The organism is Pseudoalteromonas sp. SiA1, assembly GCF_018732205.1.
Classification (GTDB): Bacteria; Pseudomonadota; Gammaproteobacteria; order Enterobacterales; family Alteromonadaceae; genus Pseudoalteromonas; species Pseudoalteromonas tetraodonis.
In genome coordinates this window covers 434,690-461,393 of the sequence record NZ_CP076084.1, presented here as the reverse complement: position 1 = coordinate 461,393, position 26,704 = coordinate 434,690, and the positions used below count along the sequence as shown (strand labels likewise).

The 26,704-nt window shown below is 40.0% G+C and carries 28 protein-coding genes; 12 read left to right on the top strand and 16 right to left on the bottom strand.

Annotated features, from left to right (window positions below):
• The first annotated feature begins 254 nt into the window (after positions 1-254).
• Genes KK487_RS02160 through KK487_RS02145 form a run of 4 tightly spaced genes read left to right on the top strand, consistent with a single transcriptional unit; the run spans position 255 to position 4,166 of the window.
• A complete protein-coding gene (locus KK487_RS02160; RefSeq protein ID WP_058154130.1) occupies positions 255-1,430 on the top strand; it encodes an MFS transporter in 1,176 nt (391 codons plus the stop codon).
• Between the two features lie 37 nt (positions 1,431-1,467).
• A complete protein-coding gene (locus KK487_RS02155) occupies positions 1,468-2,382 on the top strand; it encodes an LLM class flavin-dependent oxidoreductase (RefSeq protein ID WP_215521921.1) in 915 nt (304 codons plus the stop codon).
• A 10-nt stretch (positions 2,383-2,392) separates the two neighbouring features.
• Positions 2,393-3,211 (top strand): 2,5-didehydrogluconate reductase DkgB, encoded by an 819-nt coding sequence (gene dkgB, locus KK487_RS02150; protein WP_215521920.1) that lies wholly within the window; start codon positions 2,393-2,395, stop codon positions 3,209-3,211.
• A 1-nt stretch (position 3,212) separates the two neighbouring features.
• Positions 3,213-4,166 (top strand): alcohol dehydrogenase catalytic domain-containing protein, encoded by a 954-nt coding sequence (locus KK487_RS02145; protein WP_215521919.1) that lies wholly within the window; start codon positions 3,213-3,215, stop codon positions 4,164-4,166.
• A 67-nt stretch (positions 4,167-4,233) separates the two neighbouring features.
• Here KK487_RS02145 and KK487_RS02140 read toward each other — a convergent pair whose 3' ends face one another.
• On the bottom strand, positions 4,234-4,581 hold the full coding sequence (locus KK487_RS02140; protein WP_244186368.1) for a type I restriction enzyme endonuclease domain-containing protein: 348 nt from the start codon (positions 4,579-4,581) through the stop codon (positions 4,234-4,236).
• A gap of 25 nt (positions 4,582-4,606) precedes the next feature.
• Positions 4,607-5,506, bottom strand: coding sequence for a LysR family transcriptional regulator (locus tag KK487_RS02135; protein WP_096038119.1), 900 nt, complete (start codon positions 5,504-5,506; stop codon positions 4,607-4,609).
• 110 nt (positions 5,507-5,616) lie between these two features.
• On the opposite strand from KK487_RS02135, the gene dkgB (KK487_RS02130) reads away from it, so the two are divergent.
• The 4 genes from dkgB (KK487_RS02130) to KK487_RS02115 all read left to right on the top strand — a co-directional run bounded on the left by dkgB (KK487_RS02130) (position 5,617) and on the right by KK487_RS02115 (position 8,873).
• The gene (gene dkgB / locus KK487_RS02130; protein WP_029609932.1) at positions 5,617-6,423 is read left to right on the top strand and encodes a 2,5-didehydrogluconate reductase DkgB; all 807 of its coding nucleotides are present in this window, start codon (positions 5,617-5,619) and stop codon (positions 6,421-6,423) included.
• A gap of 1 nt (position 6,424) precedes the next feature.
• A complete protein-coding gene (locus KK487_RS02125) occupies positions 6,425-7,351 on the top strand; it encodes a cyclase family protein (RefSeq protein ID WP_016899540.1) in 927 nt (308 codons plus the stop codon).
• A gap of 5 nt (positions 7,352-7,356) precedes the next feature.
• Positions 7,357-7,683 carry a MoaF-related domain-containing protein gene (locus KK487_RS02120; protein ID WP_016899539.1) on the top strand — a complete coding sequence of 109 codons (327 nt, stop codon included), beginning with the start codon at positions 7,357-7,359 and terminating at the stop codon, positions 7,681-7,683.
• A gap of 320 nt (positions 7,684-8,003) precedes the next feature.
• Positions 8,004-8,873, top strand: coding sequence for a LysR family transcriptional regulator (locus tag KK487_RS02115; protein ID WP_016899538.1), 870 nt, complete (start codon positions 8,004-8,006; stop codon positions 8,871-8,873).
• Between the two features lie 82 nt (positions 8,874-8,955).
• Here KK487_RS02115 and KK487_RS02110 read toward each other — a convergent pair whose 3' ends face one another.
• The 6 genes from KK487_RS02110 to prlC form a co-directional block, all read right to left on the bottom strand.
• Entirely contained in the window at positions 8,956-9,369 is a 414-nt protein-coding gene (locus tag KK487_RS02110; protein WP_058154126.1) for an SRPBCC family protein, read from the bottom strand.
• 10 nt (positions 9,370-9,379) lie between these two features.
• Positions 9,380-10,423, bottom strand: a complete 1,044-nt coding sequence (locus KK487_RS02105) for an aldo/keto reductase (RefSeq protein WP_016900269.1) — start codon at positions 10,421-10,423, stop codon at positions 9,380-9,382.
• 198 nt (positions 10,424-10,621) lie between these two features.
• Positions 10,622-11,188 carry a TniB family NTP-binding protein gene (locus tag KK487_RS02100; protein ID WP_237711624.1) on the bottom strand — a complete coding sequence of 189 codons (567 nt, stop codon included), beginning with the start codon at positions 11,186-11,188 and terminating at the stop codon, positions 10,622-10,624.
• A gap of 88 nt (positions 11,189-11,276) precedes the next feature.
• Entirely contained in the window at positions 11,277-12,032 is a 756-nt protein-coding gene (locus KK487_RS02095; RefSeq protein WP_016900271.1) for a class I SAM-dependent methyltransferase, read from the bottom strand.
• 76 nt (positions 12,033-12,108) lie between these two features.
• A complete protein-coding gene (locus tag KK487_RS02090) occupies positions 12,109-13,287 on the bottom strand; it encodes a response regulator (protein WP_016900272.1) in 1,179 nt (392 codons plus the stop codon).
• 162 nt (positions 13,288-13,449) lie between these two features.
• Positions 13,450-15,501: an oligopeptidase A gene (prlC, locus tag KK487_RS02085; protein ID WP_016900273.1), complete on the bottom strand. Its 2,052-nt coding sequence runs from the start codon at positions 15,499-15,501 to the stop codon at positions 13,450-13,452.
• A 252-nt stretch (positions 15,502-15,753) separates the two neighbouring features.
• Here prlC and gorA point away from each other — a divergent pair, with 252 nt between their 5' ends.
• Positions 15,754-17,115, top strand: a complete 1,362-nt coding sequence (gene gorA / locus KK487_RS02080) for a glutathione-disulfide reductase (protein ID WP_016900274.1) — start codon at positions 15,754-15,756, stop codon at positions 17,113-17,115.
• A 462-nt stretch (positions 17,116-17,577) separates the two neighbouring features.
• On the opposite strand, the gene zapE is transcribed toward gorA, so the two are convergent.
• Positions 17,578-18,666 (bottom strand): cell division protein ZapE, encoded by a 1,089-nt coding sequence (gene zapE, locus KK487_RS02075; protein WP_128583715.1) that lies wholly within the window; start codon positions 18,664-18,666, stop codon positions 17,578-17,580.
• 133 nt (positions 18,667-18,799) lie between these two features.
• Here zapE and KK487_RS02070 point away from each other — a divergent pair, with 133 nt between their 5' ends.
• The 3 genes from KK487_RS02070 (at position 18,800) to KK487_RS02060 (ending at position 21,879) form a co-directional block, all read left to right on the top strand.
• Positions 18,800-19,234: a Z-ring associated ZapG family protein gene (locus tag KK487_RS02070; protein WP_008115546.1), complete on the top strand. Its 435-nt coding sequence runs from the start codon at positions 18,800-18,802 to the stop codon at positions 19,232-19,234.
• Positions 19,235-19,356: 122 nt separating this feature from the next.
• Entirely contained in the window at positions 19,357-20,709 is a 1,353-nt protein-coding gene (locus KK487_RS02065; RefSeq protein WP_058154121.1) for a Do family serine endopeptidase, read from the top strand.
• A gap of 87 nt (positions 20,710-20,796) precedes the next feature.
• Positions 20,797-21,879, top strand: a complete 1,083-nt coding sequence (locus KK487_RS02060) for a trypsin-like peptidase domain-containing protein (RefSeq protein WP_013463993.1) — start codon at positions 20,797-20,799, stop codon at positions 21,877-21,879.
• A gap of 91 nt (positions 21,880-21,970) precedes the next feature.
• Here KK487_RS02060 and murA read toward each other — a convergent pair whose 3' ends face one another.
• From murA to KK487_RS02025, 7 genes are read right to left on the bottom strand one after another with little or no spacing between them, the layout of a single operon-like run.
• Complete coding sequence (murA, locus tag KK487_RS02055; protein ID WP_036955851.1) at positions 21,971-23,230, bottom strand: UDP-N-acetylglucosamine 1-carboxyvinyltransferase; 1,260 nt, start codon at positions 23,228-23,230, stop codon at positions 21,971-21,973.
• 14 nt (positions 23,231-23,244) lie between these two features.
• Positions 23,245-23,502 (bottom strand): BolA family protein, encoded by a 258-nt coding sequence (locus KK487_RS02050; RefSeq protein WP_007378312.1) that lies wholly within the window; start codon positions 23,500-23,502, stop codon positions 23,245-23,247.
• Positions 23,503-23,507: 5 nt separating this feature from the next.
• Complete coding sequence (locus KK487_RS02045) at positions 23,508-23,801, bottom strand: STAS domain-containing protein (RefSeq protein ID WP_008465119.1); 294 nt, start codon at positions 23,799-23,801, stop codon at positions 23,508-23,510.
• Positions 23,794-24,474 (bottom strand): MlaC/ttg2D family ABC transporter substrate-binding protein, encoded by a 681-nt coding sequence (locus KK487_RS02040; RefSeq protein ID WP_215521918.1) that lies wholly within the window; start codon positions 24,472-24,474, stop codon positions 23,794-23,796. The genes KK487_RS02045 and KK487_RS02040 overlap by 8 nt, the downstream gene beginning before the upstream one ends.
• Positions 24,475-24,479: 5 nt before the next feature.
• Entirely contained in the window at positions 24,480-25,028 is a 549-nt protein-coding gene (gene mlaD, locus KK487_RS02035) for an outer membrane lipid asymmetry maintenance protein MlaD (protein ID WP_013463990.1), read from the bottom strand.
• Between the two features lie 14 nt (positions 25,029-25,042).
• Entirely contained in the window at positions 25,043-25,822 is a 780-nt protein-coding gene (mlaE, locus tag KK487_RS02030; RefSeq protein WP_013463989.1) for a lipid asymmetry maintenance ABC transporter permease subunit MlaE, read from the bottom strand.
• On the bottom strand, positions 25,822-26,637 hold the full coding sequence (locus KK487_RS02025; protein ID WP_013463988.1) for an ATP-binding cassette domain-containing protein: 816 nt from the start codon (positions 26,635-26,637) through the stop codon (positions 25,822-25,824). Before KK487_RS02025 ends, mlaE begins: the two co-directional genes overlap by 1 nt.
• Positions 26,638-26,704 lie beyond the last annotated feature (67 nt).

Sequence of the window (26,704 nt, the reverse complement as noted above, 5' to 3'; positions counted from 1 at the left end):
CACCCTGTTTGCCGTTTTTTTGTGGCTTCCCTCCCCCATTTATACTAGCCAATACCCCATACTCTGAACCCGCATAAAACCTGCCGTTTTAACAGCTTTATTAAACCTACTACTGGGCCCCTTATTTTATTGAAAATAACAAGCCAACATTTTTACTTTTGCATTTTTAACAAAATTGTTTTGAGAAATACGCTGTGTTTCTTCTCCTTAAATTAGATGAAAATTACCCCACATTAATTATTGAGGAACTACAAATGCCTTTAGCATTATTGGCGCTTACACTCAGCGCATTCGCTATAGGAACAACTGAGTTTGTAATTGTTGGCTTAGTACCAACTATTGCAGCAGACTTAGGTGTTTCACTACCATCAGCAGGCTTATTAGTCAGCTTATACGCACTCGGTGTCGCTATTGGAGCGCCAGTGCTAACAGCATTAACCGGTCGTTGGAATCGTAAATCTGTTTTATTAGTTTTAATGGCTTTATTTGTCGCAGGTAACCTACTTGCTTGGCAAGCCCCAAGTTATGAAACCCTAATAGTAGCCCGAATCCTAACAGGATTGGCTCATGGTGTGTTTTTCTCTATTGGTTCAACCATTGCAACGAGCTTAGTTGCTAAAGAAAAAGAAGCCAGCGCAATCGCAATCATGTTTACGGGCTTAACCGTAGCCTTAGTGACCGGTGTGCCTTTAGGTACGTGGATTGGGCAAGAGCTGGGCTGGAGAGCAACATTTTTAATCGTTTCTATATTGGGCTTAATCGCACTTATTGGTAGCGCGATTCTTGTACCATCAAACTTAAAAAAAGCGGTACCGGCAAAAATCTCAGAGCAACTAAAAGTGCTAACACAGCCTAGATTACTTTTAGTTTACGCTATTACAGCTGTTGGCTACGGCGGCACTTTCGTAGCCTTTACCTATTTAGCCCCAATTTTAGAGCAGGTTTCTGGTTTCGAATCCAGTTCAATTGGCTTAATTATGCTTGTTTATGGAGTTTCAGTAGCAATAGGCAATATTTGGGGTGGAAAACTAGCTGACCGCATGGGACCAGTAAAAGCGTTAACAGGTATTTTTAGCGCACTCGCTATCATTCTTTTTGTATTTACATTTACGGCAGGCAATCAAATTGGCGCTGTTTTAACACTACTTATCTGGGGCGCCTTCGCTTTTGGTAACGTACCAGGTCTGCAAGTCTATGTTGTGCAGCTAGCACAAAAACATACGCCTAATGCTGTAGATGTTGCATCAGGTTTAAATATAGCGGCCTTTAATGTCGGTATTGCAATTGGCTCAATCATTGGCGGTGTTGTTGTAGAAGACATGGAGTTAATGGACACCCCTTGGGTGGGCGCATCAATTGTTATATTTGCCATTGTATTAACACGACTATCGGGTTTTCTAGATTCACGCGAACAAGTGAAAGCTATTTAAATTTAATCCCGAATTTTTTCTTCGAAAGAGGCTGATTATGACTATTGATAAATTAAAAAACTTGGGCTTTTCAATTGGTGTTGAACTGCCACTAGACAATGACTGGTCAAGAGATGGCCAACAAAAACGTATTAAAGAAGGCAAGCCTTTTGGTGTACCTGATATGTCACAGCATAAAGAGCGCATTATATTAGCCGATGAGCTTGGCTTTAGTACTGCATGGGTAAGAGACGTGCCACTGTACGACCCTAACTTTGGCGATGCTGCACAAGTATTTGAAGCGTTTACATACTTAGGCTACCTAGCGGGTATTACAAACAATATTTTACTAGGTACTGCGGCTATTGTTCTGCCATTAAGACAGCCTTGGCTTGTGAGAAAATCAGCGAACACAATGGCTGAGCTAAGCAGCAACCGCTTAATTTTAGGTGTAGCAAGTGGTGATAGACCCTCAGAATATCCTTTATTTAATGTTGATTACGCCGCTCGTGGCCAGCTTTTTAGAGAAGCTATTGAGGTGTTAAAGGATGAGTCTGACTCTAAATTACAATCAGGGCAAAAAATATACCCTCAAGTAGCGCAATACCCTATTTACGCCGCAGGCCTTGCACAACAATCGCCGCAATTTATAGGTGAAAACCTCGATGGATGGTTAGCGTATCCAGGTACACCTGACGATCATGTAAAACGTGTAGCTCTATGGCGAAGCGTTGCAGGTGACAAACCTTATGTAAGCTTTATTCATTTAGATTTTGTAGACAACCCAGACGCCCCCATTGAGAGACACCACTTTGGGGTTAGGACCGGAGTCAATGGCTTAATAAAAGAGCTAAACAGCATGAAGGCTGCTGGCGTAGATCATATTGGCCTTCATTTTAGACGCAATGAAATAAATATCGAACAAAGCATGGAAGACATAGCAAAAAATGTCTTACCCGTTTTTCATAAATAAAGGATAACTAATGAACATAAATTTAAACACTATGCCCAAATTAGGTATGGGTACTTTTCGCTTAGAAGACGAAGTGGCTTACAACTCTGTAAAAATGGCGTTAGAAGTTGGGTATAAGCATATAGATACTGCACAAATTTATGGCAACGAAGCGCAAGTAGGCCAAGCTATTAGCGACAGCGGCATACCTAGAGCCGATATTTTTATTACTACAAAAGTATGGAATGCTAACTTAAACAAAGCATCATTCATTGATAGTGTTAAAGAAAGCCTAAGTAAACTGCAAACTGATTATGTAGATTTGTTATTGATACACTGGCCATCTCCAGAGAACGATGAACCGATGGAAGAATATTTAGGTGAGCTAGTTAAAGCTAAAGAGCTAGGCCTTGCTAAAAATATTGGCGTATCAAATTTCACTATTGATTTGCTTAAACAGGCTATGGCTATTTTGCCTAACGGTGAAATTTTTACTAACCAAGTAGAAGTACACCCTTACTTAACAAACGAGTCATTACGCGAATTTTGCAGTGAAAATAACATTCATGTGACAGGTTATATGCCATTTGCTGTTGGTAAAGTTCTCAAAGATAAAACCATCATTGAGATTGCCAATAGTCATAATAAGGCGCCTTCTGAGGTTGTTATTGCGTGGGCACTTGCGAATGGATTAACAACGATTCCTTCATCAACTAAAAGAAGTAATCTGATTACAAATTTAGCTGGCCCTGATTTAACACTTAGTGCTAAAGAAATAACCGCAATTGATCAATTAAATAAAAACGATCGCCAAGCATCACCTGACTTTTCTCCACAGTGGGATAACTAAAATGAACAGCTGCGATTTAGCGTGGCAGTTTGAAGAGGCAGGCTCACCCCTGCTTCTATCTTCAATTGCGCCACCTTTAAACATAAACGAAAATGAAATTGTTGTTTTAAATAAAGCAATGGGTATAAACCCTGTTGATTGGAAATTTATAAAAGCCAATCCACTAGCTTGGCCGCCCGGTTTTACACCCGGTGTGGATGGCGCTGGAATTGTTATTGAAACAGGCGCAAGCGTACCTAAAGAGTTTATAGGCAGCTCGGTTTGTTATCATCAATCGCTGCTTTTACCTGGCAGTTTTGCAACATACACAGTGTTAAAATTTCAACGAGTAATGAGACTCCCGCAAAGCTTTTCTTTATCTAAAGCTGCAAGCTTACCGTGCCCCATGCTCACTGCAATACAGGCATTTAATAAATTGCCAAGCATGCAAAATAAAAAGGTGTTGGTCTCTGGTTTTGGTGCAGTCACCAAAATCCTTATACAGCTGCTTCATAAAAATGGTGTTAAAATCGATTTACTCAGCCCAAGTGCGAATAAAACAGAGGCCTTATCACTTGGTGTAAATAAAGTGCTGAGGGAGCAAAGCCGATGTCAGCAACAATACCACGCCGTATTCGATGCTAAAGGCCAACAAAGTGCTACTAAACTTGCAAGCTACCTTAAAGCTAATGGCCACTTAGTCTGTATTCAGGATAGAATTGAGGAACCGCTGTTTCCTGCATTTACCAACTCAATCTCTTATCATGAAGTTGCTCTTGGCTCTTTGCACAGTTATGGCGATGAGCAAGACTGGGCTGAACTCATAAAAGAGGGTGAGGCATTAATAAGCCAGTTAGATAACCAAACTCTAATCACTGATACACCTAAAGTATTTCCATTTGAAAAACTTAATGAGGCACTTACTTTTAGTGAACAATCAAACGCTAAAACCGTAGTTAGCCAAAGTGCGTTATAACGCTTGTTTATGGAGATCGCTTTTAATCGCGAACTCCATAAATCACATCCAAACTAAGCCTAGTAATTTAAACTTTTTTATTCGCTTTCACATTTTGCGCTTGTTCAAATATTTCTTTATATACTTCATCGCGGCTAATTGGTGGGAATTTAAATTTAGCGAGTATTAAAATCAGCTCTACTTTTAAAGCTGATTTAATATCGTCGCGGTGGTTCCAATCTACAAATTTTACCTTGTCGTCTACAATTACTTTTACCGCTTGGGCAAGCTCAATGAGCTTATCTTCGGGGTAGTCAAAGTCGTACTTAACCGCTAACATTTTTAGGGCGTCGTAAAAGCCTTTTTCTTCAATATCAATACCTAGCTCATCGCCGGCGTTCATTTCGTCGCGTACGCTGTAAATCATATCAACCATGCTTTCTATTAAGTTTAAAGCTGCTTTACAAAAACAACTGAGTATTAAGCCTCTCTTTAAGAAAGTTAATGAAAGAGCTAACACGACTAGACACTACGGAATTCTTGTAATACACAGCGTTAATTGATTGCATAGACTCAATTGTCACATCAGCAAAAAGTTGAACTAATTCTGAGTTTTGTCTTTCTGTTGCTGTCATAAAATCTGACAAACAAGCAATACCAACTCCTTCTAGTGCAAGTTTTTTTACTGTTTCTCCGCTTGAGGCTTTTATACTAGTGTTCACATGAAATAGCTTTTTTTCGGAATCTAATATAGGCCAGTAGTTTAATTTTTCTAGATTGCTGAAACCAATTAGAGAATGGTTTTTTAAATCCTGGATTGAGGTTGGTACACCATGCCGGCTAAGGTAATTTGGGCTTGCTAAAATGCGTATTTGACTTTTGGCTATAAGCGCAGCGTGCAGTGTCGAATCTTGTAACTCACCAATACGAATTGCGACATCAGTGCGCTTTTCTAAAAGATCTATTACTTGATCATTATTGTTGAGCTCTAATTGTATGTGGGGATATTTGTGAACGAACTCTTTAATTAGAGGTGCGATAACATTTAGCATAAATGGTGTTGCTGCATCTACACGTAACCTACCTGAAGGCATCCCTTTTTTTAAAGCCAACATTTCTTCAGCCTCATTGATATCATCGAGGATTTTTCTAACTTTTTCTAGATAGGCTTGTCCTTCAATCGTTAGCTCCATTTTGCGTGTTGTTCTACTTATCAATGTTGTACCTAACTTTTCTTCAAGCCTAGATAAACTCCGGCTTACTGCAGAAACTGTTAAGTCTAACTTATCAGCGGCGTGACTAATGGTTCCACAATCAATTACCGCAACAAAGGTATTTAATTCGTCTAAAGTAGCTTTCATTGTTGATAATAATTCAAATATAATTTTACTTACTGTGCCTTAATGTAAATAAAATTACCAGCTAATATGTATGTCTTATTTATACTAAATAACTATACGAGGTAATGATTATGGCAGTACCATCTTTCGGAGTGGGTACATTTAGGTTAACAGGTGATGTTGTTATTGAATCAGTAAGCAATGCGATAGAGCTTGGCTACAGGGCTATTGACACAGCCCAAATATATCAGAATGAAAGTGATATTGGTAAAGCACTAAAACGTGCAGATATAAATAGGAGTGACTTATATATAACTACTAAAGTGTGGGTAGACAATTACGAAAGAGATAAGCTGATTCAAAGTGTCAAAGAGAGCATTACAAAACTCGGGGTTGAATATCTGGATCTTGTTCTTATTCATTGGCCAGCACCTACAAGCAACGTTGCAATTGAAGAGTACCTCTTAGCCTTAGCTGAAGCTAAACGTTTAGGATTAACAAAAGAAATTGGCGTATCAAATTTTACTATTGAACTTATCGATAAAGCTGTTGATATTTTGGGCGCAGAAAATATTGCTACAAACCAAATAGAACTAAGCCCTTACTTACAGAATAATAAGCTCGTAGATCATATGAAAACTTTAGGTATAAAGGTTACTTCATACATGACACTGGCATATGGCAGTGTATTAAATGACTCTACTATTAATGACTTAGCATCAGAGTTACAAATCACCCCCGCTCAGCTTACATTAGCTTGGGCATTACATAAGGGTTATGCCGTTATTCCATCTTCCACAAAACGAGAGAATTTAGCGAGTAACTTGCAGGCGCTGAAAATTGTTTTGGATGAGAAAACGGTTCAGCTCATTGATAACTTGGAAAGAGATGGCCGACTAGTTAACCCAGAAGGGCTAGCACCAGAGTGGGATATATAAGATGCAAAAAATTAAAACTCTTTCATTATCAATTTTAGTCAGTTTTAATGCTTTGGCTAATGATTGGACTTCCTCAGAATTTGGCCAGAACGATGAAATTGGAGCTGCTAATTTATTAACTTCAAGTTTAGTAAAGCAAGCGGTAGATCTCGTTAGCACTGGTAAAGTTTACTCTTTAGCTGTTCCCGTTAGTAAAGATTTACCCGCTTTTAGACATAGATCTTTCAACCTTTACAATGTACAACCTGAAGGTCAAGCAGGTAAAACATTGGGTGTAAATAAATTTACATTTAATGATGAGCTTGTAAATGGATGGACTGGAATTGGGACTCAGCTAAACGGTATTGGCCATATAGGTATTGATAATGTTTACTATAATGGTAATAAAGCTGAAGATTTTGTCACTGTTGAAGGTGTAACTAAATTAGGTATAGAAAAAGTACCACCTATAGTAACGCGAGGAGTCGTTTTAGATATGACATCTCACTTTAATACCCCGGTGGTTGATGGAGGTACTGTCATTACAGTTAAAGATATTAAAGCGGTACTAGCCAAGCAGAAGATAACTATCAATGAAGGCGATGTTGTTTTATTTAATACCGGATGGTTAAACCTTATTGGCAAAGATAATAAAAAATTTTTAGAGACTGAGCCTGGTATCGATATGGAAGCAGCTGCTTGGCTAGCTAATAAGAAGATTGTAGCGTTTGGTGGTGATACTTGGGCTTCTGAGGTTTACCCTAACCCTAAGGGGCTAGAATTTCCTGTCAATCAGTTCATGTTAGCTAAGAAAGGGATTTATAACCTTGAATTGATAGATACAAGAGAGCTACTAAAAGACGGTATTTTCGAATTTTTATTCGTACTTGGTCATCCTCTATATAAAGGATCGACCCAAGTTAATATAAACCCAATCGCTATAAGGTGAAATATATGTCAAAATTCTTTGCAGAAAAGTTCGTTACTGTCTCATATGACGGTTTAGTTGCTACAAATAAATATAATACTGATGCCTCTCAAGTTGAATATGAGATTATTGAAGGACCAGGTAAGGGCTCAAAGGGAAAATCTTCATGTGAGTGGAACGAGGTATCTGAAGGCGTATATTTAATCTCGTGGCAAGAAGATTCGGGAGCCACAGTGGTTCATTTAGATGACTTTAAAAAGGGTACATCAATGACTTTTTTCTCAACGGCTAATAATGAGTTTTATAGGCTTAAAGGTACACTCGTAGTGAAAGATAATGGCTTATCGAGCTAAGCTCGATAAGGACACATATTCTATTTAGATACTATGATTTTACCGAAGCTAAATAAACAGCCACATCTATTGATGTGGCTGTTTATTAATATTTTTTTATATTTACTTTAACCTAGATGGCTAGCTATAGCTTCCATTCATTAAACTTTTAACCCTAAAATGTATGTCATCAATTGCTAACTATGGCTAGATTAAAAACAATGACAATTATTTTCTTTAAGGAATCTCTATCTTAAATTTGAGATATGTAGTTAAAAGTATACGTGTTAGCGTACCAGTAGCTATAAAAGCTAAATTCTATATTAAACGGTGCCATTACAATGCTAGATCTAAAGCAACTTCATTATTTTATAACTGTGGCAGAATTAGAACATGTCGGCAAAGCCGCAGAAGTGCTGTTCATATCTCAGTCCCCATTAAGCAGACAAATATCTCAATTAGAAGATAGACTTGGCTTAATATTATTCGAAAGAAAAGCAAAGCGAATAATTCTGACAACAGACGGACATACTTTCCTTAAAGAGGCAAAAGCTCTTTTAACACATGCTACTCGTTTAGAGTCACTAGGAAAACGGTTGGGAAAAGGTGAAGAGGGTGGACTATGTATCGGGTACGTTAATAGCGCAATGTTCTCAAATATATTGCCGTCTAAGCTTCGAGAGTTAAGAAAAACGAAACCGAAAATTCATACAGCTTTATACCACTTGAAAAGTGACAAGCAATTCGAAGGGTTGATTCAAAGAAGTCTTGATATTGCAATTGTAGATGAGCTGTTAGAAAAACATACCACTATTAAATTTTCAAAAATTTATGAAGATCCAATGGTACTTGTTGTTGCTGACGACCATCATTTTACCAAAAAAGAAACTATTACCGAGGTAGATCTAAGCGAGGAGCTTTGGCTGACAGTAAAAGGTCCGTACAAAAAAGGCTTTATCAATGAGTGCGCTAAGAAAGGGTTTTCTCCTAATATCTTGATCGAAGTAGATGATCCTGTCAGTGCCCTTGGCTTGGTTGCTGCTGGCAATGGGATTACAATGATTCAGGAGAGCTTGAAACAACAACTACCAAAGAATGTAGTAACTATTAAACTCAATGCACTAAATTTCTCTATTACTCTATGGGTCGCTTGGCATGCTGAAATACTGAGACCGATAGTAAGAGAATTTAGAGAGCAACTAATGAGTTAGCTATACCGTACAACCTTAGCCTTCAACTATTGAAACATTAAAAACCCCAATACAAGATGAATGTACTGGGGTTAGTGATTTCTTAGACGAAATTATTGCTTAACTCCTTTAGACCGTCTGAATATATAGTAGTAAACAGTTCAATCACATCAGAATCTTTTACGCTGTCGTCAGCCATGAATGAACCAAACCACGTTACTTGGCAGCTTTTATCATCTATAGCTTTTACACTTATAGTTGAAAGGTAGCTACTCACTGGAAATGGCGCGTTAATAATTGAATAGCTGTAAAACGTTTTATCTTCGCTAAAGCCTTCTAACCTTTCAATGATTTTATCACCTTTATGGCTTTGCAATGTTCGAACTCTACCACCTTCAGAAAGCTTACTTTCCCGAATGAACGGTAACCAATCTGGCAGGCTATTAAATCCACCAATTAGCTCCCATACATCGTTAGAGGGAGCTATTATTACAGTTTGAGCTTGAGCTTTTAGCATGTCGTTTTCCCTACTTAGTTGGTGTTGGAGCGAGTTCAGAAATAACACCCTCACGCTTTAATTCAAGCCATAGTTCATGAGGCACTTTTTCTTCTAAGGCTGAGATATCTTCAGCAATTCTAGAAGGTTTACTTGCACCAGGAATAACTGAGCTAACCGCATCATTGGCTAATACAAACTGGAGTGCTACAGCTTTAATACTGACCGAAAATTTCTCGCAAACTGCTTTTATTTTAGCTACTTTGTTAACAATATGAGTAGGAGCTTTTTGATATTCGAAATTAGACCCCCCTGCTAAAATGCCGGAGCTATATGGACCTCCGACAATAATATCAACTTTTTGTGCTGCGGCTTTAGGCATCAGACGTTGTAGTGCCAATTCATGATCTAACAGTGTATACCTTCCTGCTAGTAAAAATGCATCAGGTTTATCTTCTTCAAGATTTAAAGCAAGTTCAATTGGTTCAACTTTATTTACACCTAAACCCCAAGATTTAATAACACCTTCTTTTTTTAAATCAGCTAATACTTTAAATGCCCCATTTCTGGCCTCTTCAAATTTAGCTAACCAATTGTCGCCATAAAAGTCTTGTGCAATATCATGTACATAGACAATATCTAAGCTATCTGTGTCTAATCGTTTTAAGCTATCTTCAATAGATCTTAAAGTTGCACTAGCAGTATAATCATTAACAACTCTATTCTTCCTTCCATGCTCAAATAAAGCGCCTTTTTCACCGAACTCTTGAGACTCAACCTCCTCATCGAGGATAATACGACCAACCTTTGAACTTAATGTATATTCATCACGATTATAGTTTTTAAGCACTTGTCCCAATCTTATTTCTGCTAAACCAGCGCCATAAAATGGTGCTGTATCGAAATAACGGATACCCTGATTCCAAGCTTCTGTTATAGTGGCTAATGCCTCTTCCTCCGGTATATTTCTAAACATATTGCCTAAAGGAGCAGTTCCAAAACCTAACTTTTGATTTTCTAACAATTTACTTTTCATACTTAAACCTAATTTATTACTAAGAAGTAAGGCGATCATACAGCTCCCCAATTTGGTGTCTAAGACTTAATTGGCGCTAGTTGAGTCCTTACTTGCATTAATTAAATAGGGTCCATAGGAAAGTAGAGATGATCAGACGACGGACTAATATATTTTGTAGGATCCCTATTTACCGTAGATAGTGTAAATTAAGACTTGCTCTTTTATTCCACCTAACCAGAACTTAGGTTATACAGTTTATTTTACTATTTCGAACTTTCGACCTGTGAGCATATGTTCAGGATCTAATGCATTTGGGTTGTATGATGAGCTTTTGATTACCCCATAAATTTCAATATCTTTAATGTCTTGTTTAAAAGGATTTTTTGATTTTAGTTTTTCCTTATCATTAAAAAAATCAAACTTGTCATAAGCAGTAATAAAATGTTTATTTTCAAGATACTCATTACAACTTAGTGCTAATTTTAAAGCCTCCAACAGTAGATGTTTAAGAGCTCGATTCTCACCTCGACATGCAGCAAACAACGCTATTGTGGTATTTTTACTTTCAAGCTTAGGAGGTACATCAAATGGCATTTTCTTAGCTAACCCCATCAAATATTGGCGAAAGTACTTGCTGTCATTTTTTAGGCTAAAGTATTCAAGTTTTCTTTTTCTAACTAAGCGAGAAGCCCATTGAGGTTCTTCAGCTATTTTTGCAGCCCAAGGCATACCAACCAATACTATTGGCACTTTGGCTTCTTCACTAATAAACTTTAACCCATTTGCAATTTTTTGTCGTTCTTGTACGCTTTTAAACTCTATTAACTCCTGAAACTCATTAATGATGAGTAGCTCTACTTGAGCTTTAATTATGTCAAACTATGGTTGCAGCGACACTTTAACCTTTGACCTAAACCATCGCGGCTTTTACATATACATCAAAGCGGTTCTTTTTAGTTTTGATTTGCATGCTTGGAGTTTTATCATTTAAAAATGGCGCATAATCGGGGCGTTTAACTACAACACGTTTGCTGGCAAGGGGGTAGGCAAACTCGAGTAAATCATCGGCGTCGGTATCGCCACCTACTAATTCTTGGAATACGCGCATTTCTTTTTTAACCAATGCTGATTTTTCACGGTGCGGAAACATTGGATCTAAATACACCACATCTGGCATGCTGTCACATTGAGTAAGTAAGGTGTGGCTTGAGCCAAATATTAAGCTCATATTTTGCTGCATCCATAGGCCAATTTCACTATCGTTATAAGCACGTTGTAAACCGTCATATAACAGTGCGGCAACCACGGGGTGGCGCTCATGCAAAATCACTTTACAGCCTAGCGAAGCTAAAACAAAACCATCACGTCCAAGCCCTGCGGTTGCATCGAGTACCACTGGCGTTGCGCCCTTATTAAGACCAACTGCTTTAGCAATTGATTGCCCTTTACCACCACCAAATTTACGCCTATGTGCAACGGCACCAGTTACAAAGTCTACGTTGATTGCACCTAGTTTAGGCTCATCAGTTTTATATAGGCTTAGCCCTTTATCATCGTAATGCAAACTAAAGCCACTGCTTTGCTCCGCCCATTGAGCAAGCCCAAAGCGTGCTTCTAACTCATTTAAATAAGGTCGACACTCTTTAAACGCACACTGTATAACCACTTCACACTCCGATTATAAATTTCACCGCTATTATACCCAAACAGCAGCAATATACGAAGTTCGCAAGGTGTATAGTTTAAAACAACTCAATATCGTTATTTTCACTCTCAGATTCTGGCTGCGCTTGTTGTTTACTTAGTAGTGTTTGAGTAATTAAGTCATCACGCTGTTGAGTAGTTGTTTTTAGTTGGTGCTTAATAAACGCTAAATCATTCGTGATTGCAACCAGCTGCTGTGATGTATGGCTAAGCTGAGTTATTTGCTCATTGAGCTGCGAAGCTGGTAAGTCATTTTGTGTTTGCATTAACGATTGGAGTTGCTCGAGCTGCTCTGTAAGCTGGCTAATCGCATTCGTTTGCATGGCGTTTTGATTTTTAAGCTGGGCAACAATATCTTTAAAAGCAAGGGTGAGCTCATTGTCGCGCATTAGTCGATATTGGTGCTGCTGTATAGTAACTACTTTTTCGTTAGTTACTTCTAAAATATGCGGAAATAAATCTTTATAGCGACCATACAGTGATGGCGTATCTATTGGCATATTTTTAATTAACAGTGAAATATTAGGGTAATTAATAATAGTACTATGACCAATATCAACAAAGCGCTCTGCATTTTTATGCTGCATGAGTAGCTCTTGCTCTAATGGGCATACGCCCGTCTCTTGGCTATAAAACACTCCCTGGTTATTTTGCCAAAAAACAACCACGACATTGAGATGTAATGGCGTAAAAAAGCCTAAAAAGTATTCACTTAATAGTTCTAAATTATCAGCATGGTAGCTTTGACAAACAAAGCGCATAATGCGTCCCATGTCACCGGTTTCAATCATCGCCATTTCAGCTGTTTTATTGGCCTTTGCTATATCATACTGCAGTGCTGCGCATTGCTTGCGGTACTGGTAAAGAATTTTAATGCGTGCCATCAGCTCCTGTGCGTTAAAAGGCTTTAAAATGTAGTCAGCCCCGCCAACACTAAACCCTTTAATACGTTCGGCCTGCCCCACTTTGGATGATAAAAACATTACCGGAATGTCTGTTGTGGCTTTATTTTGTTTAATACTTTGGCAGACCTCATAACCAGACATACCCGGCATTTCAACATCAAGCAAAATAATATCAGGGTTGTATTTATTTGCTTGTCTTATGCCATCTTCACCATTTTTGGCATGGAGCACTTTACAAAACCCAGCTAAAGACTCTTCAATAATATGGTGCATTAATTTATCGTCATCAATTGCCAGTATTAACTTTGCCATGCGTTAGTCCCTTTTAGTACTTTGTTCAAAGCATAGTACGCTATGTTGAAACTACTAAAATTTATTCAAAATATTCTTTAACAACACTGTGTTTTAGGCAATAAAAAAGCGCCACTGGGGCGCTTTTGTAATTATATTTTAATCCGCAAAGGTCAATAGACCCTAAGCGGCAATGCCACTGTGGCGTAGTAGTGCGTCTACACTTGGCTCACGACCACGGAAGTTTTTAAACAATGTCATCGGCTCTTCGCTGCCGCCTTTTTCAAGAATGTGCTGCATAAACGCTTGGCCTGTTTGTGGATTAAAAATCCCCTCTTCTTCAAATTTAGAATAGGAGTCTGCCGAAAGTACTTCAGCCCATTTGTACGAGTAATAACCTGCACTATAACCGCCCGCAAAAATATGACTAAAGCCATGCTGAAAACGATTAAACGCTGGCGGCTTAATGACTGAGGTACGACTGCGTACATCATCAAGCACAGCTTGAATGTTACATGGTTTGTCTGCCACGTAATCGTGGTGGATTTTAAAATCAAATAACGAGAACTCAAGTTGTCTTAACATTTGCATACCTGAGTTATAATTTTTAGCCGCAAGTAGTTTATCAAGCAACTCTTTAGGTAGTGGCTCACCGGTTTCGAAGTGACCTGAGATAAAGCTAAGCGCTTCTTCCTCGTAACACCAGTTTTCTAAAAACTGACTTGGCAACTCAACGGCATCCCATGCCACACCATTAATACCGGCAACGGGGGCTGCATCTACTTGGGTAAGCATATGATGAATGCCGTGACCAAACTCATGAAACAGTGTGGTTACTTCATTATGGGTAAACAAAGCAGGCTTATCGCCAATCGCTTTATTAAAATTACACACCAGGTAAGCAACTGGTGTTTGAAGTTCACCATTAGCGCGCACTTTACGACCCATACAGTCATCCATCCACGCACCACCACGCTTGTGATCGCGCGCATACAAATCTAAGTAAAAACGACCACGTAAAGTGTTATTGCTATCGTAAATTTCAAAAAAGCGTACATCTTTATGGTAGCTATCAAAATCAGCGACTTCTTTTACAGTAATACCAAATAGGCGATTAACCGTTTCAAATAAGCCACTGAGCACTTTATTTGCTGGGAAGTACGGGCGAAGAACTTCATCTGAAATCGCGTACTTTTCTTGCTTTAGTTTTTCACTGTAATAACCAAAATCCCACGCCTGCAGTTCACTAATACCGTGCTGTTGCTCTGCATATTGTTGCAGCTCTTTAAGTTCTTGCTCTGCTTGTGGTTTAGACTTAGCGGCTAAGTCTTCTAAAAATGAGAATACCTGCGCGGGTGATTCTGCCATTTTTGTAGCCAACGATTTTTCAGCGTAGTTATTAAAGCCAAGTAATTGTGCTAACTCATGACGCAGTGCCATCTCTTCACTCATGATCGCAGAGTTATCAAACTCTCCCGCATTAGGGCCTTGATCGGATGCACGGGTAGAAAACGCGGTGTATGTTTCTTTGCGAAGTTCACGATTATCTGCATAGGTCATAATCGGCAAATATGAAGGGAAATCTAGGGTAAATACCCAGCCGTCTAAGTCTTTACTTTTTGCCGTATCGGCCGCTAATGCAAGCGCTGATTCTGGTAAACCAGCCAATTGGCTTTCATCGGTAATATGCTTATGCCATGCAAGCGTGGCATCCATCACATTATTACCAAATTTTGAGGCAAGCTCTGATAAACGCGCACTAATTTCACCGTAGCGTTTTTGTTGCTCAGGATTTAACGCAATACCTGAAAGCTTAAAGTCACGTAATGCGTTAGTAATGGTTTTTTGCTGGGCAGTAGTGAGTGTTTTAAATTCGTCACTGTTATAAAGTGCGTTGTAAGCCTCATACAAACCTTGGTGCTGACCAACAAAAGTAGAGTATTCAGAAATAAGCGGTAAACATTGCTCGTAGGCTTCGCGAAGTTCATCATTGTTCATTACTGAGTTCAAATGCGATACCGGTGAAAACAATCGCGATAGTTTATCGTCAGCTTCTTCAAGGGGTAATACTAAATCTTCCCATGTGTATGATTGCTTTGCTAATACATCATTAATTGCACTGCGACAGTGCTCAATACCTTTTTTTAGTGCCGGGACAACATGCTCTGGCTTTATTTTTGAAAAAGGCGGTAAACCTTCAAGCCCGATTAGGGGATTAGTATGTGCATTGGTCATAGTGATTCTCGGTTTATGCAAAATATAAAAATTTAAGTTGGGGCAAAATACGTAAATACAAGGGCAAACCTGCTTTACTAGTTAACGAGTGTGTATCTGTAAATGATCACCTAGCAGCTTGATCTGAAATAGCATATCTTTCGTTTGATGAAAGATGTTTGATAGATTTTAGCAGCCCCGAACAAGTGACTTGCTCATCGCATATGCTATCATCGGCACAGAAAAGTTAAATTAATATTTAGAGGATTAAACATGGCTCAGCATTTTGATTACATTGCAATTGGTGGCGGTAGTGGTGGTATTGCATCAGCTAACCGTGCAGCAATGCGTGGCGCAAAAGTAGCATTAATTGAAGCTAAACACATGGGTGGCACCTGCGTAAATGTAGGGTGTGTTCCTAAAAAAGTAATGTGGCATGGCGCTCAAGTTGCTGAAGCAATTAATCTTTATGCTCCTGATTACGGTTTTGATGTTGAAGTTAATGGCTTTGACTGGTCAAAGCTAGTAGAAAGCCGTGAAGCCTATATTGGCCGCATTCACAAAGGCTATGATAATGGTTTAGCTAAAAATGGCGTAACTGTGATCAAAGGCTTTGCAAAATTTGTGGATAGTAAAACCGTTGAAGTAAATGGTGAGCATTACACTGCTGATCACATTTTAGTTGCCGTAGGCGGACGCCCTACTATTCCTAACATTCCAGGTGCTGAACACGGTATTGATTCAAACGGCTTTTTTGAGCTGAACGAACAACCTAAGCGTGTTGCCGTTGTTGGTGCCGGTTACATTGCCGTAGAAATTGCAGGTGTGCTGCACAGCCTAGGGACACAAACCCATTTATTTGTTCGTAAGAGCAAGCCGCTGCGCACCTTTGACCCATACATTATCGACACACTGGTTGATATTATGGCAAAAGAAGGCCCTACTCTGCACACTGAGTGTTCGCCAAAAGAGGTGGTAAAAGAGGCTGATGGCAGCTTAACTATTCATTTTGAAAACGGTTACAGCGAAAATGTTGATCAGGTTATTTGGGCGATTGGTCGTACACCTACAACCGATAAAATTAACCTTGCTGCAGCAGGCGTTGAAGTAAACGAAAGCGGCTATGTAAAAGTAGATGAATACCAAAATACCACGGCTAAGAATGTATACGCTGTGGGTGATATTATCGAAGGCGGCATTGAGCTTACACCAGTTGCTGTAAAAGCGGGTCGTACTCTATCGGAGCGTTTATTTAATAAAGAATTGCCGAACGATTTAAAAATGGACTACAGCCTAGTACCAACCGTGGTATTTAGCCATCCACCTATCGGCACCATTGGCTTAACTGAACAAGAGGCGATTTCTCAGTACGGCGAAGAAAATGTAAAAGTATATAAATCAAGCTTTGCGGCTATGTACACCGCAGTTACTCAGCATCGCCAAGCATGTAACATGATGCTTGTGTGTGCAGGCGATGATGAAAAAGTTGTGGGCTTACACGGTATCGGTTTCACCGTTGATGAAATGATTCAGGGCTTTGCTGTCGCCATGAAAATGGGCGCGACTAAAGCCGATTTTGATGCGGTTGTAGCACTTCACCCGACGGGTTCGGAAGAGTTTGTTACCATGAGATAAGCTCGAGGTTCGAGAAAATAAAAAAACCTTGCGGTTAACATCGCAAGGTTTTTTTATTTAGAAGTTAGGTGTTTTGCTCGAGACCCGTTGCCCGTAGCTCTTTACCTTTCGCTTTGACCTTTAAAAAAGACGCGGAATAAATCCGCTGCTACATGTGCGCGGCGTAAAGCCCCGCCGTTTAAGCCAAGCACTGTGCTTGGCTTAATCTCTGCCTAAAACCTTTGCCTTTAATCTCTTCCTCTGTGGACTCTGTGACCTCTGTGGTAAATGATGTTTTAATTTTTTTCACCACAGAGTGCACCGAGGCGCTGCACGCTACACAGAGAAGAAAATCTTGCGCAGGATAAAGCCTCCGGGTTCGAGGTTCGAGAAATGACCAACTTTACGCGGGGTAAACCCGCTGCTACGTAATCTCAACTCGTAGCCCGTAGCTCGCAGCCCGTTAACTCTAACCTTCGTATTTTAAGCTAAATGCTCTCTTGCTAAATACTCTAACGATTGCATTTCTTGCAGGCGACTCACACAACGTCTAAATTCAAAGTTTAAATTACCTTGTGTGTACAGCTCGGTAATGGGTTTTTCTGCAGAGATAATTAAGGTAACGTTACGCTCATAAAACTCATCTACCAACGCAATAAAACGCCTTGCTGCATCATCATTATTTTGTCCAAGCTGTTTTACGTTTGATAAAATCACCGTGTTATATAATCGGCTTATTTCCATGTAATCCACTTGGCTACGCGCGGTTTCACACAGTTCGCTAAATTCAAACATAACGATGCAATCAGACACCTTGCGGGTTTTGATCATCCGCCCTTCTATTTCAATTGGGGTGTCTACTTTACCGGCCTCAGGGGAGAGCTTATCAAAGTATTCAAATAGGTTTTTATCAGCTTGATCATCAAGCGGGCTGTGAAAAATTTCTGCTTGTTCCAGTGTACGTAACCGGTAATCAACACCGGAATCTACATTAACTATTTCAGTATGCTTATTCACTAAGGCAATAGCCGGTAAAAAACGAGCGCGTTGTAAGCCATTACGGTATAAATCATCAGGTATAATATTAGAGGTTGCAACTAACACAATACCACGTGCAAATAGCGCTTCCATTAAACCACCGAGCAGCATGGCATCGGTAATGTCTTGTACAAAAAACTCATCAAAACAAATTATGTCTGTTTCTGCTTTAAAAATATCGGCAACTGTTTCTAATGGGTTTGCTGTGTTGTTTAACTTTTTAAGCTCGTCGTGTACTCGGTGCATAAAACGGTGAAAATGCACTCGCATTTTTCTATCGCCCGGCAAAGCTTCGTAAAAAGTATCAACTAGGTAAGTTTTACCTCGGCCTACGCCACCCCAAAAGTACAATCCTTTTATAGGTGCGGGTTCAGCTTTATTAAAAAGCTTTGCAAAAAAGCCTTTAGATTGTGGTTTTGCTTGTGTTAAATCGTCGTATAAACGCTGTAAATGACGAACTGCATTTTCTTGTGCTGCGTCATGTACAAAGTCATCGCGTTGAAGGTCTTGCTGGTATGTTTGCCAAGGAGTCATATCTATTTACAGTTAAAACACAGTTTAATTTGTAAAGCATATTAACACGCATCAATACTCAGGGTATATTAGACTTAGTATGAATTATTATTGAACTAAATTTTTTTAGTTATTTTCGCATAGAGGTGAATTTATGGGTACATTTACATGGGTAGGTTTAGTGATAGTGGTTGCTATTGCTGCATTTTTCGTTGGTGCCTTTGTCACTAAAAAACAATTTAAACAAGATGAGTTAGAGCAACAAGCAGAGCAAGCTAAGCATTCGCTTGAGCAGTATCGTCAAGATGTTGCCGACCATTTAGCGAACACTGGTAAGTTAGTAAACAAAATGAAAGAAAACTACGACCAGTTATTAAGCCATGTTGAAGAAACCAATCAACTATTACTTGAAGACAGAAATAAAGCCCCTGCTGAACCGTTTTTCTCTAAAGAAACCACAGAGCAATTACAAGCGTCATTAAAAGAGCGTAGTTCGGATCGCTCAAACGCCGATGCTCAACCAGCTGATTATGTGTCGGGTAAATCAGGATTATTTGCTGGTGATGTGAATACTTCTAAAGCATCTTGATGAACTTTTTTTTGACCCCATAGTCTTTAGATATAACAGCTTTGTTGTTTTATCTTATTGATATACTTTTTTGAGGCTGCTTATTGCAGCCTTTTGCTTTTTAAGTGGAGTAAACCCTGACTATGAAAATGAAATTATCACTTATCAGTGCTGCTATTTTATCTACTAGCTTATTACTAAGTCCAGCCGCTTCGTTTGCTAAATTGCCGGTTGCCGTTAATGGTCAACAATTACCAACACTTGCCCCTATGCTTGAGCAAATTACCCCAGGTGTAGTGAGTATTCAGGTTTCAGGCTCTAAAGAGGTTCGCCGACGCGGTGACCCGCTCGATTTCTTTTTTGGCAACCCGCAGCCACGTAGCCAAAAGCGCCAGTTTAGTGGTTTAGGCTCAGGAGTTATTATTGATGCTGACAAAGGTTATGTCGTTACTAACAACCATGTAGTGCAAGACGCTGAAAAAATGGTGGTCACCCTTGAAGATGGCCGCGAATATGAAGCAACAAAAATTGGTAGCGATAAAGAGTCTGATATTGCGCTACTACAAATAGACGCAGATGAATTAACCGCAGTAAAGCTAGCTAACTCAGATGACTTACGTGTCGGTGATTTTGCCGTCGCAATTGGTAACCCTTTTGGTTTAAGCCACACGGTTACCTCAGGTATTGTTAGCGCATTAGGCCGCAGTGGCTTAAATATTGAGGGTTACGAAGATTTCATTCAAACCGATGCCGCGATAAACCAAGGTAACTCAGGTGGGGCTTTAGTTAATTTAAACGGTGAGCTGATTGGTATTAATACCGCTATTTTAGGTGCATCAGGCGGAAATGTGGGGATTGGCTTTGCTATTCCGTCAAATATGATGAAAAACCTAATTGATCAAATTGTAGAGCATGGTGAAGTACGCCGTGGTTCGTTAGGTATTTCAGGCCGCCCTCTTGATGCAGGCCTTGCTAAAGCACAGCAGCTTGATGTTAAACAAGGGGCTTATGTTATGCAGGTAATGGATGACACCGCAGCCAGCAAAGCCGGTATTAAAGCAGGCGATGTGATTATTAGTATTAATGGTAGTGAAATTAGTGGCTTCCATGAACTACGCAGTAAAATTGCCACCTTAGGTGAGGGTCGTGAAGTACAGTTGGGGATTTACCGTGACGGTAAAGTTAAAAATGTGGAAGTAACCCTAGATGGTGCATCAGGCATTACCGCTGCGGGCGAAGAGTTACACCCAGCATTCCAAGGTGCAACGCTTGAAAACGTGAAGAAGAACAAAATGAAAGGGATTGAGGTGACCTCTGTAGACCCTCGTTCGCCATCAGCACGGGTTGGCCTTGAAGAAGGCGATGTTATTGTGCAAGTAAACCGTCAACGAGTAGAAAGCATTCGCGACATGAACAAAATTATCGAAGATATTCAAGGTAATATTGTGTTAGGTGTGAAACGCGGACGTGAATCTATTTTTGTATTAATTCAGTAATAATACAATAAAAGTAACAGCGGCACTTGCCGCTGTTATTTTTTTTGTGCCATCATAAAGGGATTGCTCACTAACAATAAGAATACCGTGCTAAAACTTCTAAAATTTGTACTTCCTCCTCTATTTGCCGGTTTAGGCATTGCTTTTTTAGTGGTTTTTTTTAGCCCTAACATGCGCACTGCATTGCTACCTAACGTGCCGCTACCCAGTGCAATGACTGCAAGTCATTTGAGCTTTTCTGACGCAGTTAAGCGCGCAGCGCCATCGGTTGTCACCATTTTTTCAGAAAGCATTTCTAAAGAGCCACGCTATAAACGCCAAAATACGGTGCAAGAGCTTGGTTCTGGGGTGATCATGTCACCTGACGGTTATATTTTGACTAATTACCATGTGATCAATAATGCCGATCAAATACTGGTTATTCTTACTGACGGCAGACGTTTTTTTGATGTGCAACTCATTGGCTTTGATACTATTACCGACTTAGCATTATTAAAAATAAATGCCAATCACCTGCCTGTTATACCCGTTAACGATAACTACAGTTCGAGTGTAGGCGATTTAGTATTAGCCATCGGAAACCCACTTAACTTAGGGCAAACCATTACTCAGGGGATTATTAGCGCCACCGGTAAGCAAAAAATTACCGACAGTCCTTACAATAACTTACTGCAAATGGACGCTGCTATTAACGTAGGTAACTCTGGTGGTGCACTGGTAAATTCTAATGGCGATTTAGTAGGGATCACCTCTGCCCAGTTTAAAACCCGTGAAAACTTAAATATACAAGGGATCTTTTTTGCGGTGCCTTACACCTTGGCAAAAGAGGTAATGGGTAAGCTTATACGCCATGGTCGTGTTGTACGCGGCTATTTGGGCTTTGAAGGCACAGCGGTAGACAGTACAGGCAAAGAGGTCAATGATAGCTTAACGCCTGTTGCAGGCATGCGTATTACCAACCTAGACCCTTTAGGTCCTGCATGGCAGGCGGGTATAGAAGAGCAAGATATTGTGATTAAAATTGCTGGGCTTTCAGTGGCTAATCCACAAAATGTATTGAAAAAAATAGGCAGTACCGAACCGGGGAAAGAAATTGAATTTGAGCTTTACCGTAACGGTGAAATACAAAAAATAATGGTAAAAGTAGCAGAGCTTGAAACCAAGCTATAAAGCGCTTATTTATACTTTGGCATTAGACATAAAAAAACGCGATAGATCATCGCGTTTTTTATGGATTAGAATAATAATTGTATTAGTATAACTAATTGCTTTTGCGTTTGATGTTAGCACCTAGCGCACTGAGTTTATCTTCAATACGCTGATAACCTCTATCTACATGATAAATACGATCAACAACCGTTTCACCTTGAGCCACAATCCCCGTTAGAATAAGACTCGCTGATGCACGAAGGTCAGTTGCCATTACTTGCGCACCCGATAAGCTTTTTGTTTCACCACAAAAGGCCGTATTGCCTTCTAAGCGAATATTAGCGCCCATACGTTGTAGCTCAGGCACATGCATAAAACGATTTTCAAAAATAGTTTCGGTAATCGTCGCACTACCATTAGCCACCACATTTAATGCGGTAAACTGCGCTTGCATATCGGTCGGAAAACCAGGATGAGGCATAGTTTTAATATTCACCGCTTTAAGCTCTCGGCCTCGCATGTCTAGGTAAATACTGTCATCGTGCACTTCTAATAATGCATTGGTTGCACGTAGTTTTTCTATTACTGGCTCAAGTGAATGAAAGTCGGTCATTTTACACAGAACTTCGCCGCCAGCCATCGCTGCAGCCACTAAAAAGGTACCCGTTTCAATACGATCCGGTAATATGCGGTGTTCACAACCTGATAAACGCTCAACTCCTTCAATCTCAATACGGCTTGAGCCAGCACCAGTGATTTTAGCACCCATAGCAATTAAGCAATTGGCTAAATCGATAATTTCTGGCTCGCGCGCAGCATTTTCTAATACTGTTTTACCCTCGGCGAGCGTTGCCGCCATGAGTAAGTTTTCAGTAGCACCTACGCTGATCATTTCCATGAAAACTTCAGCGCCTTTTAAGCGACCATCTACTTTGGCATTAATATAACCGTTTTCAACGGTTATTTGAGCGCCCATACGCTCTAAACCTTGAATATGAATATCAACCGGGCGCGCACCAATAGCACAGCCACCAGGTAAGGATACTTGTGCCTCACCAAATCGAGCGACTAAAGGGCCAAGTGCAAGCACTGACGCACGCATTTGCTTTACTAAGTCATAAGGCGCTAACGTGCTATTTACCGTTGCACCATCAATAATGAGTGAATCGCCCTGCCACTGAACATCAGCGCCTAACGTTTTTAATAAGGCTTCGGTCGTAATGATATCGCGAAGATGTGGTACGTTAGTAAAAGTACTTTTGCCATCAGCTAATAAAGCTGCAAATAGAATCGGAAGAGCTGCGTTTTTAGCGCCAGAAATAGTTACTTCACCAGCGAGTGAAGTGCCACCTTGAATTACAAATTGATCCATCTAAGGGGCCTTATTTATTGCGGTAAAATGAATTTTTGCTCACGTTTCCACTCTGTCGGAGTAAAAGCGCGGATAGAAACAGCATGAATGGTACCGTCTGAAATAGTGTTCATTAATGGCCCATATACTAGCTGTTGCTTTTTAACACGACTTAATCCGTCAAAGCATTCACCGACAGCAATTACTTCATAATGACTGCCATTGGCTTTTACATGTACTTCAGCTAACTGAAGTTCGTCGCGTAATAATGTTTCGACTTGACTCGTTTCCATAACTCTCACTCAAATAGGGTTGTAACCTGGCCTAACTGCATAAGGTTTTGCAGTTGTTCAGGTGGGTTTTGCAATTCAAGGCGAATGCCTTGCTGCTTAAATTCTGTAAAAGAGTGAATTAACCAAGCTAAGCCGGCTGTGTCAACCCTTGTCACCTCACTTAGGTCAAAATAAAGGGTTTTATGCTCAGTTTGTCGCTTGGTATTCAGAAGCCGTTCATTGCCAATTGAATTATGAGTCAATTCACCACTAACTCGTAGATGCTGTTCATCGACTTGGCTGATTGCCAATTTAGTCATTTGTGTCACTGCCTCTAAACTGAACCGGTAACTTACTTTTTTGCTCTAACAGGTCGCTAACATGGTCAATACCTTGTTGGCGTAAAATGCCCTGAAGCTCACTTTGTTTTGCATCAAGTAAGCTAATGCCTTCAGCAATCATATCGTAAGCGCGCCATTCGCCACTTCTATCTTCACGTACTTTAAAATCAATTTTAATATCAGGCTTACCGGCTTCTACAATTTTGGTTTTTACCACAACCACATCTTTGCCTTTAAAAGGCTGCTCGGCAGCAAATTCAACTTGTTGATTAGTGTACTGGGTAAAAACGCCAGCATAAGTGGCAACAAGGTACTCTCTAAACGCGCCAATAAAGCGCTGAATATCTTCAATTGCTTTTGCTTTTTCTGCTTTGTCGGTAATGGCGCGTACCTTAGATACTTCGCTACCTAACACTCTCAGTGCAGCATATTTGTAGTCAATGTACGGCATCAGTTCTTCTTCAACGATGACCCGTAAATGCTCTTTGTTAGTGGTTATTAATGGCTGGTCTTTGGTAATACGCTCAAAGGTATTATCAGCAACCTGACGCACCATTTTATTAGGATCAGCCAATTTGACTTCACCGGCGTGTACACTTTGTACCAGCGCGACAGTTACTAATGCGATACTTGCTAAAAATGTTTTCAACATAATAATTACTCACTACCTTGGTTGAATAAAAACTGGCCTATTAATTCTTCTAGTACCAATGCTGACTTGGTATCTGTAATAGAATCGCCGTTAGCTAATGCTTTACTTTGAACGCCAAATAAATCGTCAATGGCTTGATCTTGTTCGCTGTTCGCTACATCTTCGCCTAAGCATCGCTGTTTAGCTGAATCTGATGCGATCACAGGGTTAATACCTAAGTATTGCTCACCTAAAATACCCGAGGTTAAGATAGAGATGGAACTAGTGTCCGAAAAACGACACAAATACTGCGCATCAATACTCATATTTACTACTGGTAAAAACTCTTGTGGGTGTACATAAATTGACTCTACACGACCAATAACAACGCCGCCCACCTTAATGGGTGCACGTGTTTTTAATGATCCTATATTTTCAAACTTGGCGTTCAATGTGTAGGTTTCACCTGAGCCGCTAATACCTGAATTGGCCACTTTAAGCGCCAGCATTGAAAATGCCAAAATGCCCAATGCTACAAAAAAACCAACTAAAATTTCTAATTTCCGTGAATTCATTATTTAATACCCTATTAGCTGGTAAACATTACCGCTGTCAAAATAAAGTCAAAACCTAATACCGCTAGTGATGAGTGCACCACTGTCTCTGTTGTTGCCTTGCTGATCCCCTCTGATGTGGGAACACAGTCATACCCTTTGTAAAGCGCAATCCAGGTAACAACAATCGCAAATACGATACTTTTAATTAAACCGTTTAGTATGTCTTTTTCAAACGACACTTGAGATTGCATAATTGACCAGAAACTTCCCGTATCAACGCCTAGCCAATCAACCCCCACTAAATGAGCACCAATAATAGCTACAGCAGAAAAAATAAGTGCCAACATTGGCATACTAATCAAACCAGCCCAAAACCGCGGCGCTATAATTCGTCTAAGCGGGTCAATGGCCATCATCTCAAGCGATGATAACTGTTCGGTGGCTTTCATTAAGCCAATTTCAGCGGTTAACGCACTGCCTGCCCTACCGGCAAATAATAATGCGGTTACTACTGGCCCAAGTTCACGTAATAAACTGAGTGCCACTAAAGGGCCTAAGCTGTCTTCAGCGCCATAATCAACTAAAACAGTATAGCCTTGCAGGGCTAATACCATGCCGATAAACAATCCTGATACAACAATGATCAATAATGACTGTGAGCCAACCATATATAATTGGCGCACGAGTAAAGGTGTGCCTTTTTTAAAATTGGGTACATGCCATAACGCACTTGCCAGCATTTGGGTTGAACGCCCCAGTGCAGCAAATCGGCCCAGCGTTTTGTGGCCTATTTTTTGTAGTAAATCCAACATTACTGCTGCTCTCCTAACAGTTCATCTGCATAGGTTTGTGCTGGATAATGAAATGGCACTGGACCATCTGATAACCCTTTTAAAAACTGTTGAACAAGTGGTGATTCGTGCTCTCGCATCTGCTCTGGTGTACCACTGCCAATAACGCCTTGATCAGCAATAATAATAACATGGTCGGCAATACTCATTACTTCTGTCACATCGTGCGTGACAATTAAAGAAGATAAGCCAAGTACTTCGTTTAAAGATTTGATCAGCTTAACTAAAACCCCCATTGAAATAGGGTCTTGTCCTGCAAAAGGCTCATCATACATAATAAGTTCAGGATCAAGCGCTATAGAGCGAGCCAAAGCTGCACGACGTGCCATACCGCCAGATAACTCTGAAGGCATTAAATCTTTAGCACCACGTAAGCCAACAGCTTGTAGTTTCATTAATACCACTAAACGGATTAAATCTTCACTGAGTTGCGTGTGCTCTCGAATGGGGAATGCAATGTTATCGAACACCGACATATCAGTAAATAAGGCACCGCTTTGAAATAACATACTCATGCGTTTACGTGCCGCGTAGAGTTCTTTGCGCGACATAGCGACAATGCTGTCGTTTTTAAATAAAATATCACCGGAGTCTGGTTTAAGCTGGCCACCTATTAGGCGTAGCATCGTGGTTTTGCCAATTCCGCTTGGCCCCATAATGGCAGTAATTTTACCCTCAGGTACGTCAAAGCTCATATTTTTATATATGACCCTATCGCCTCTAGAAAAGGTAACATCCTTGACTTCAACTATTGATTGCGACAAGTCGCTCTCCATAACAATACTCTCTCATATTTCTATTTTAAGGGTTTTTTAACCAATATGGAAAAAACAATTCGTAAGA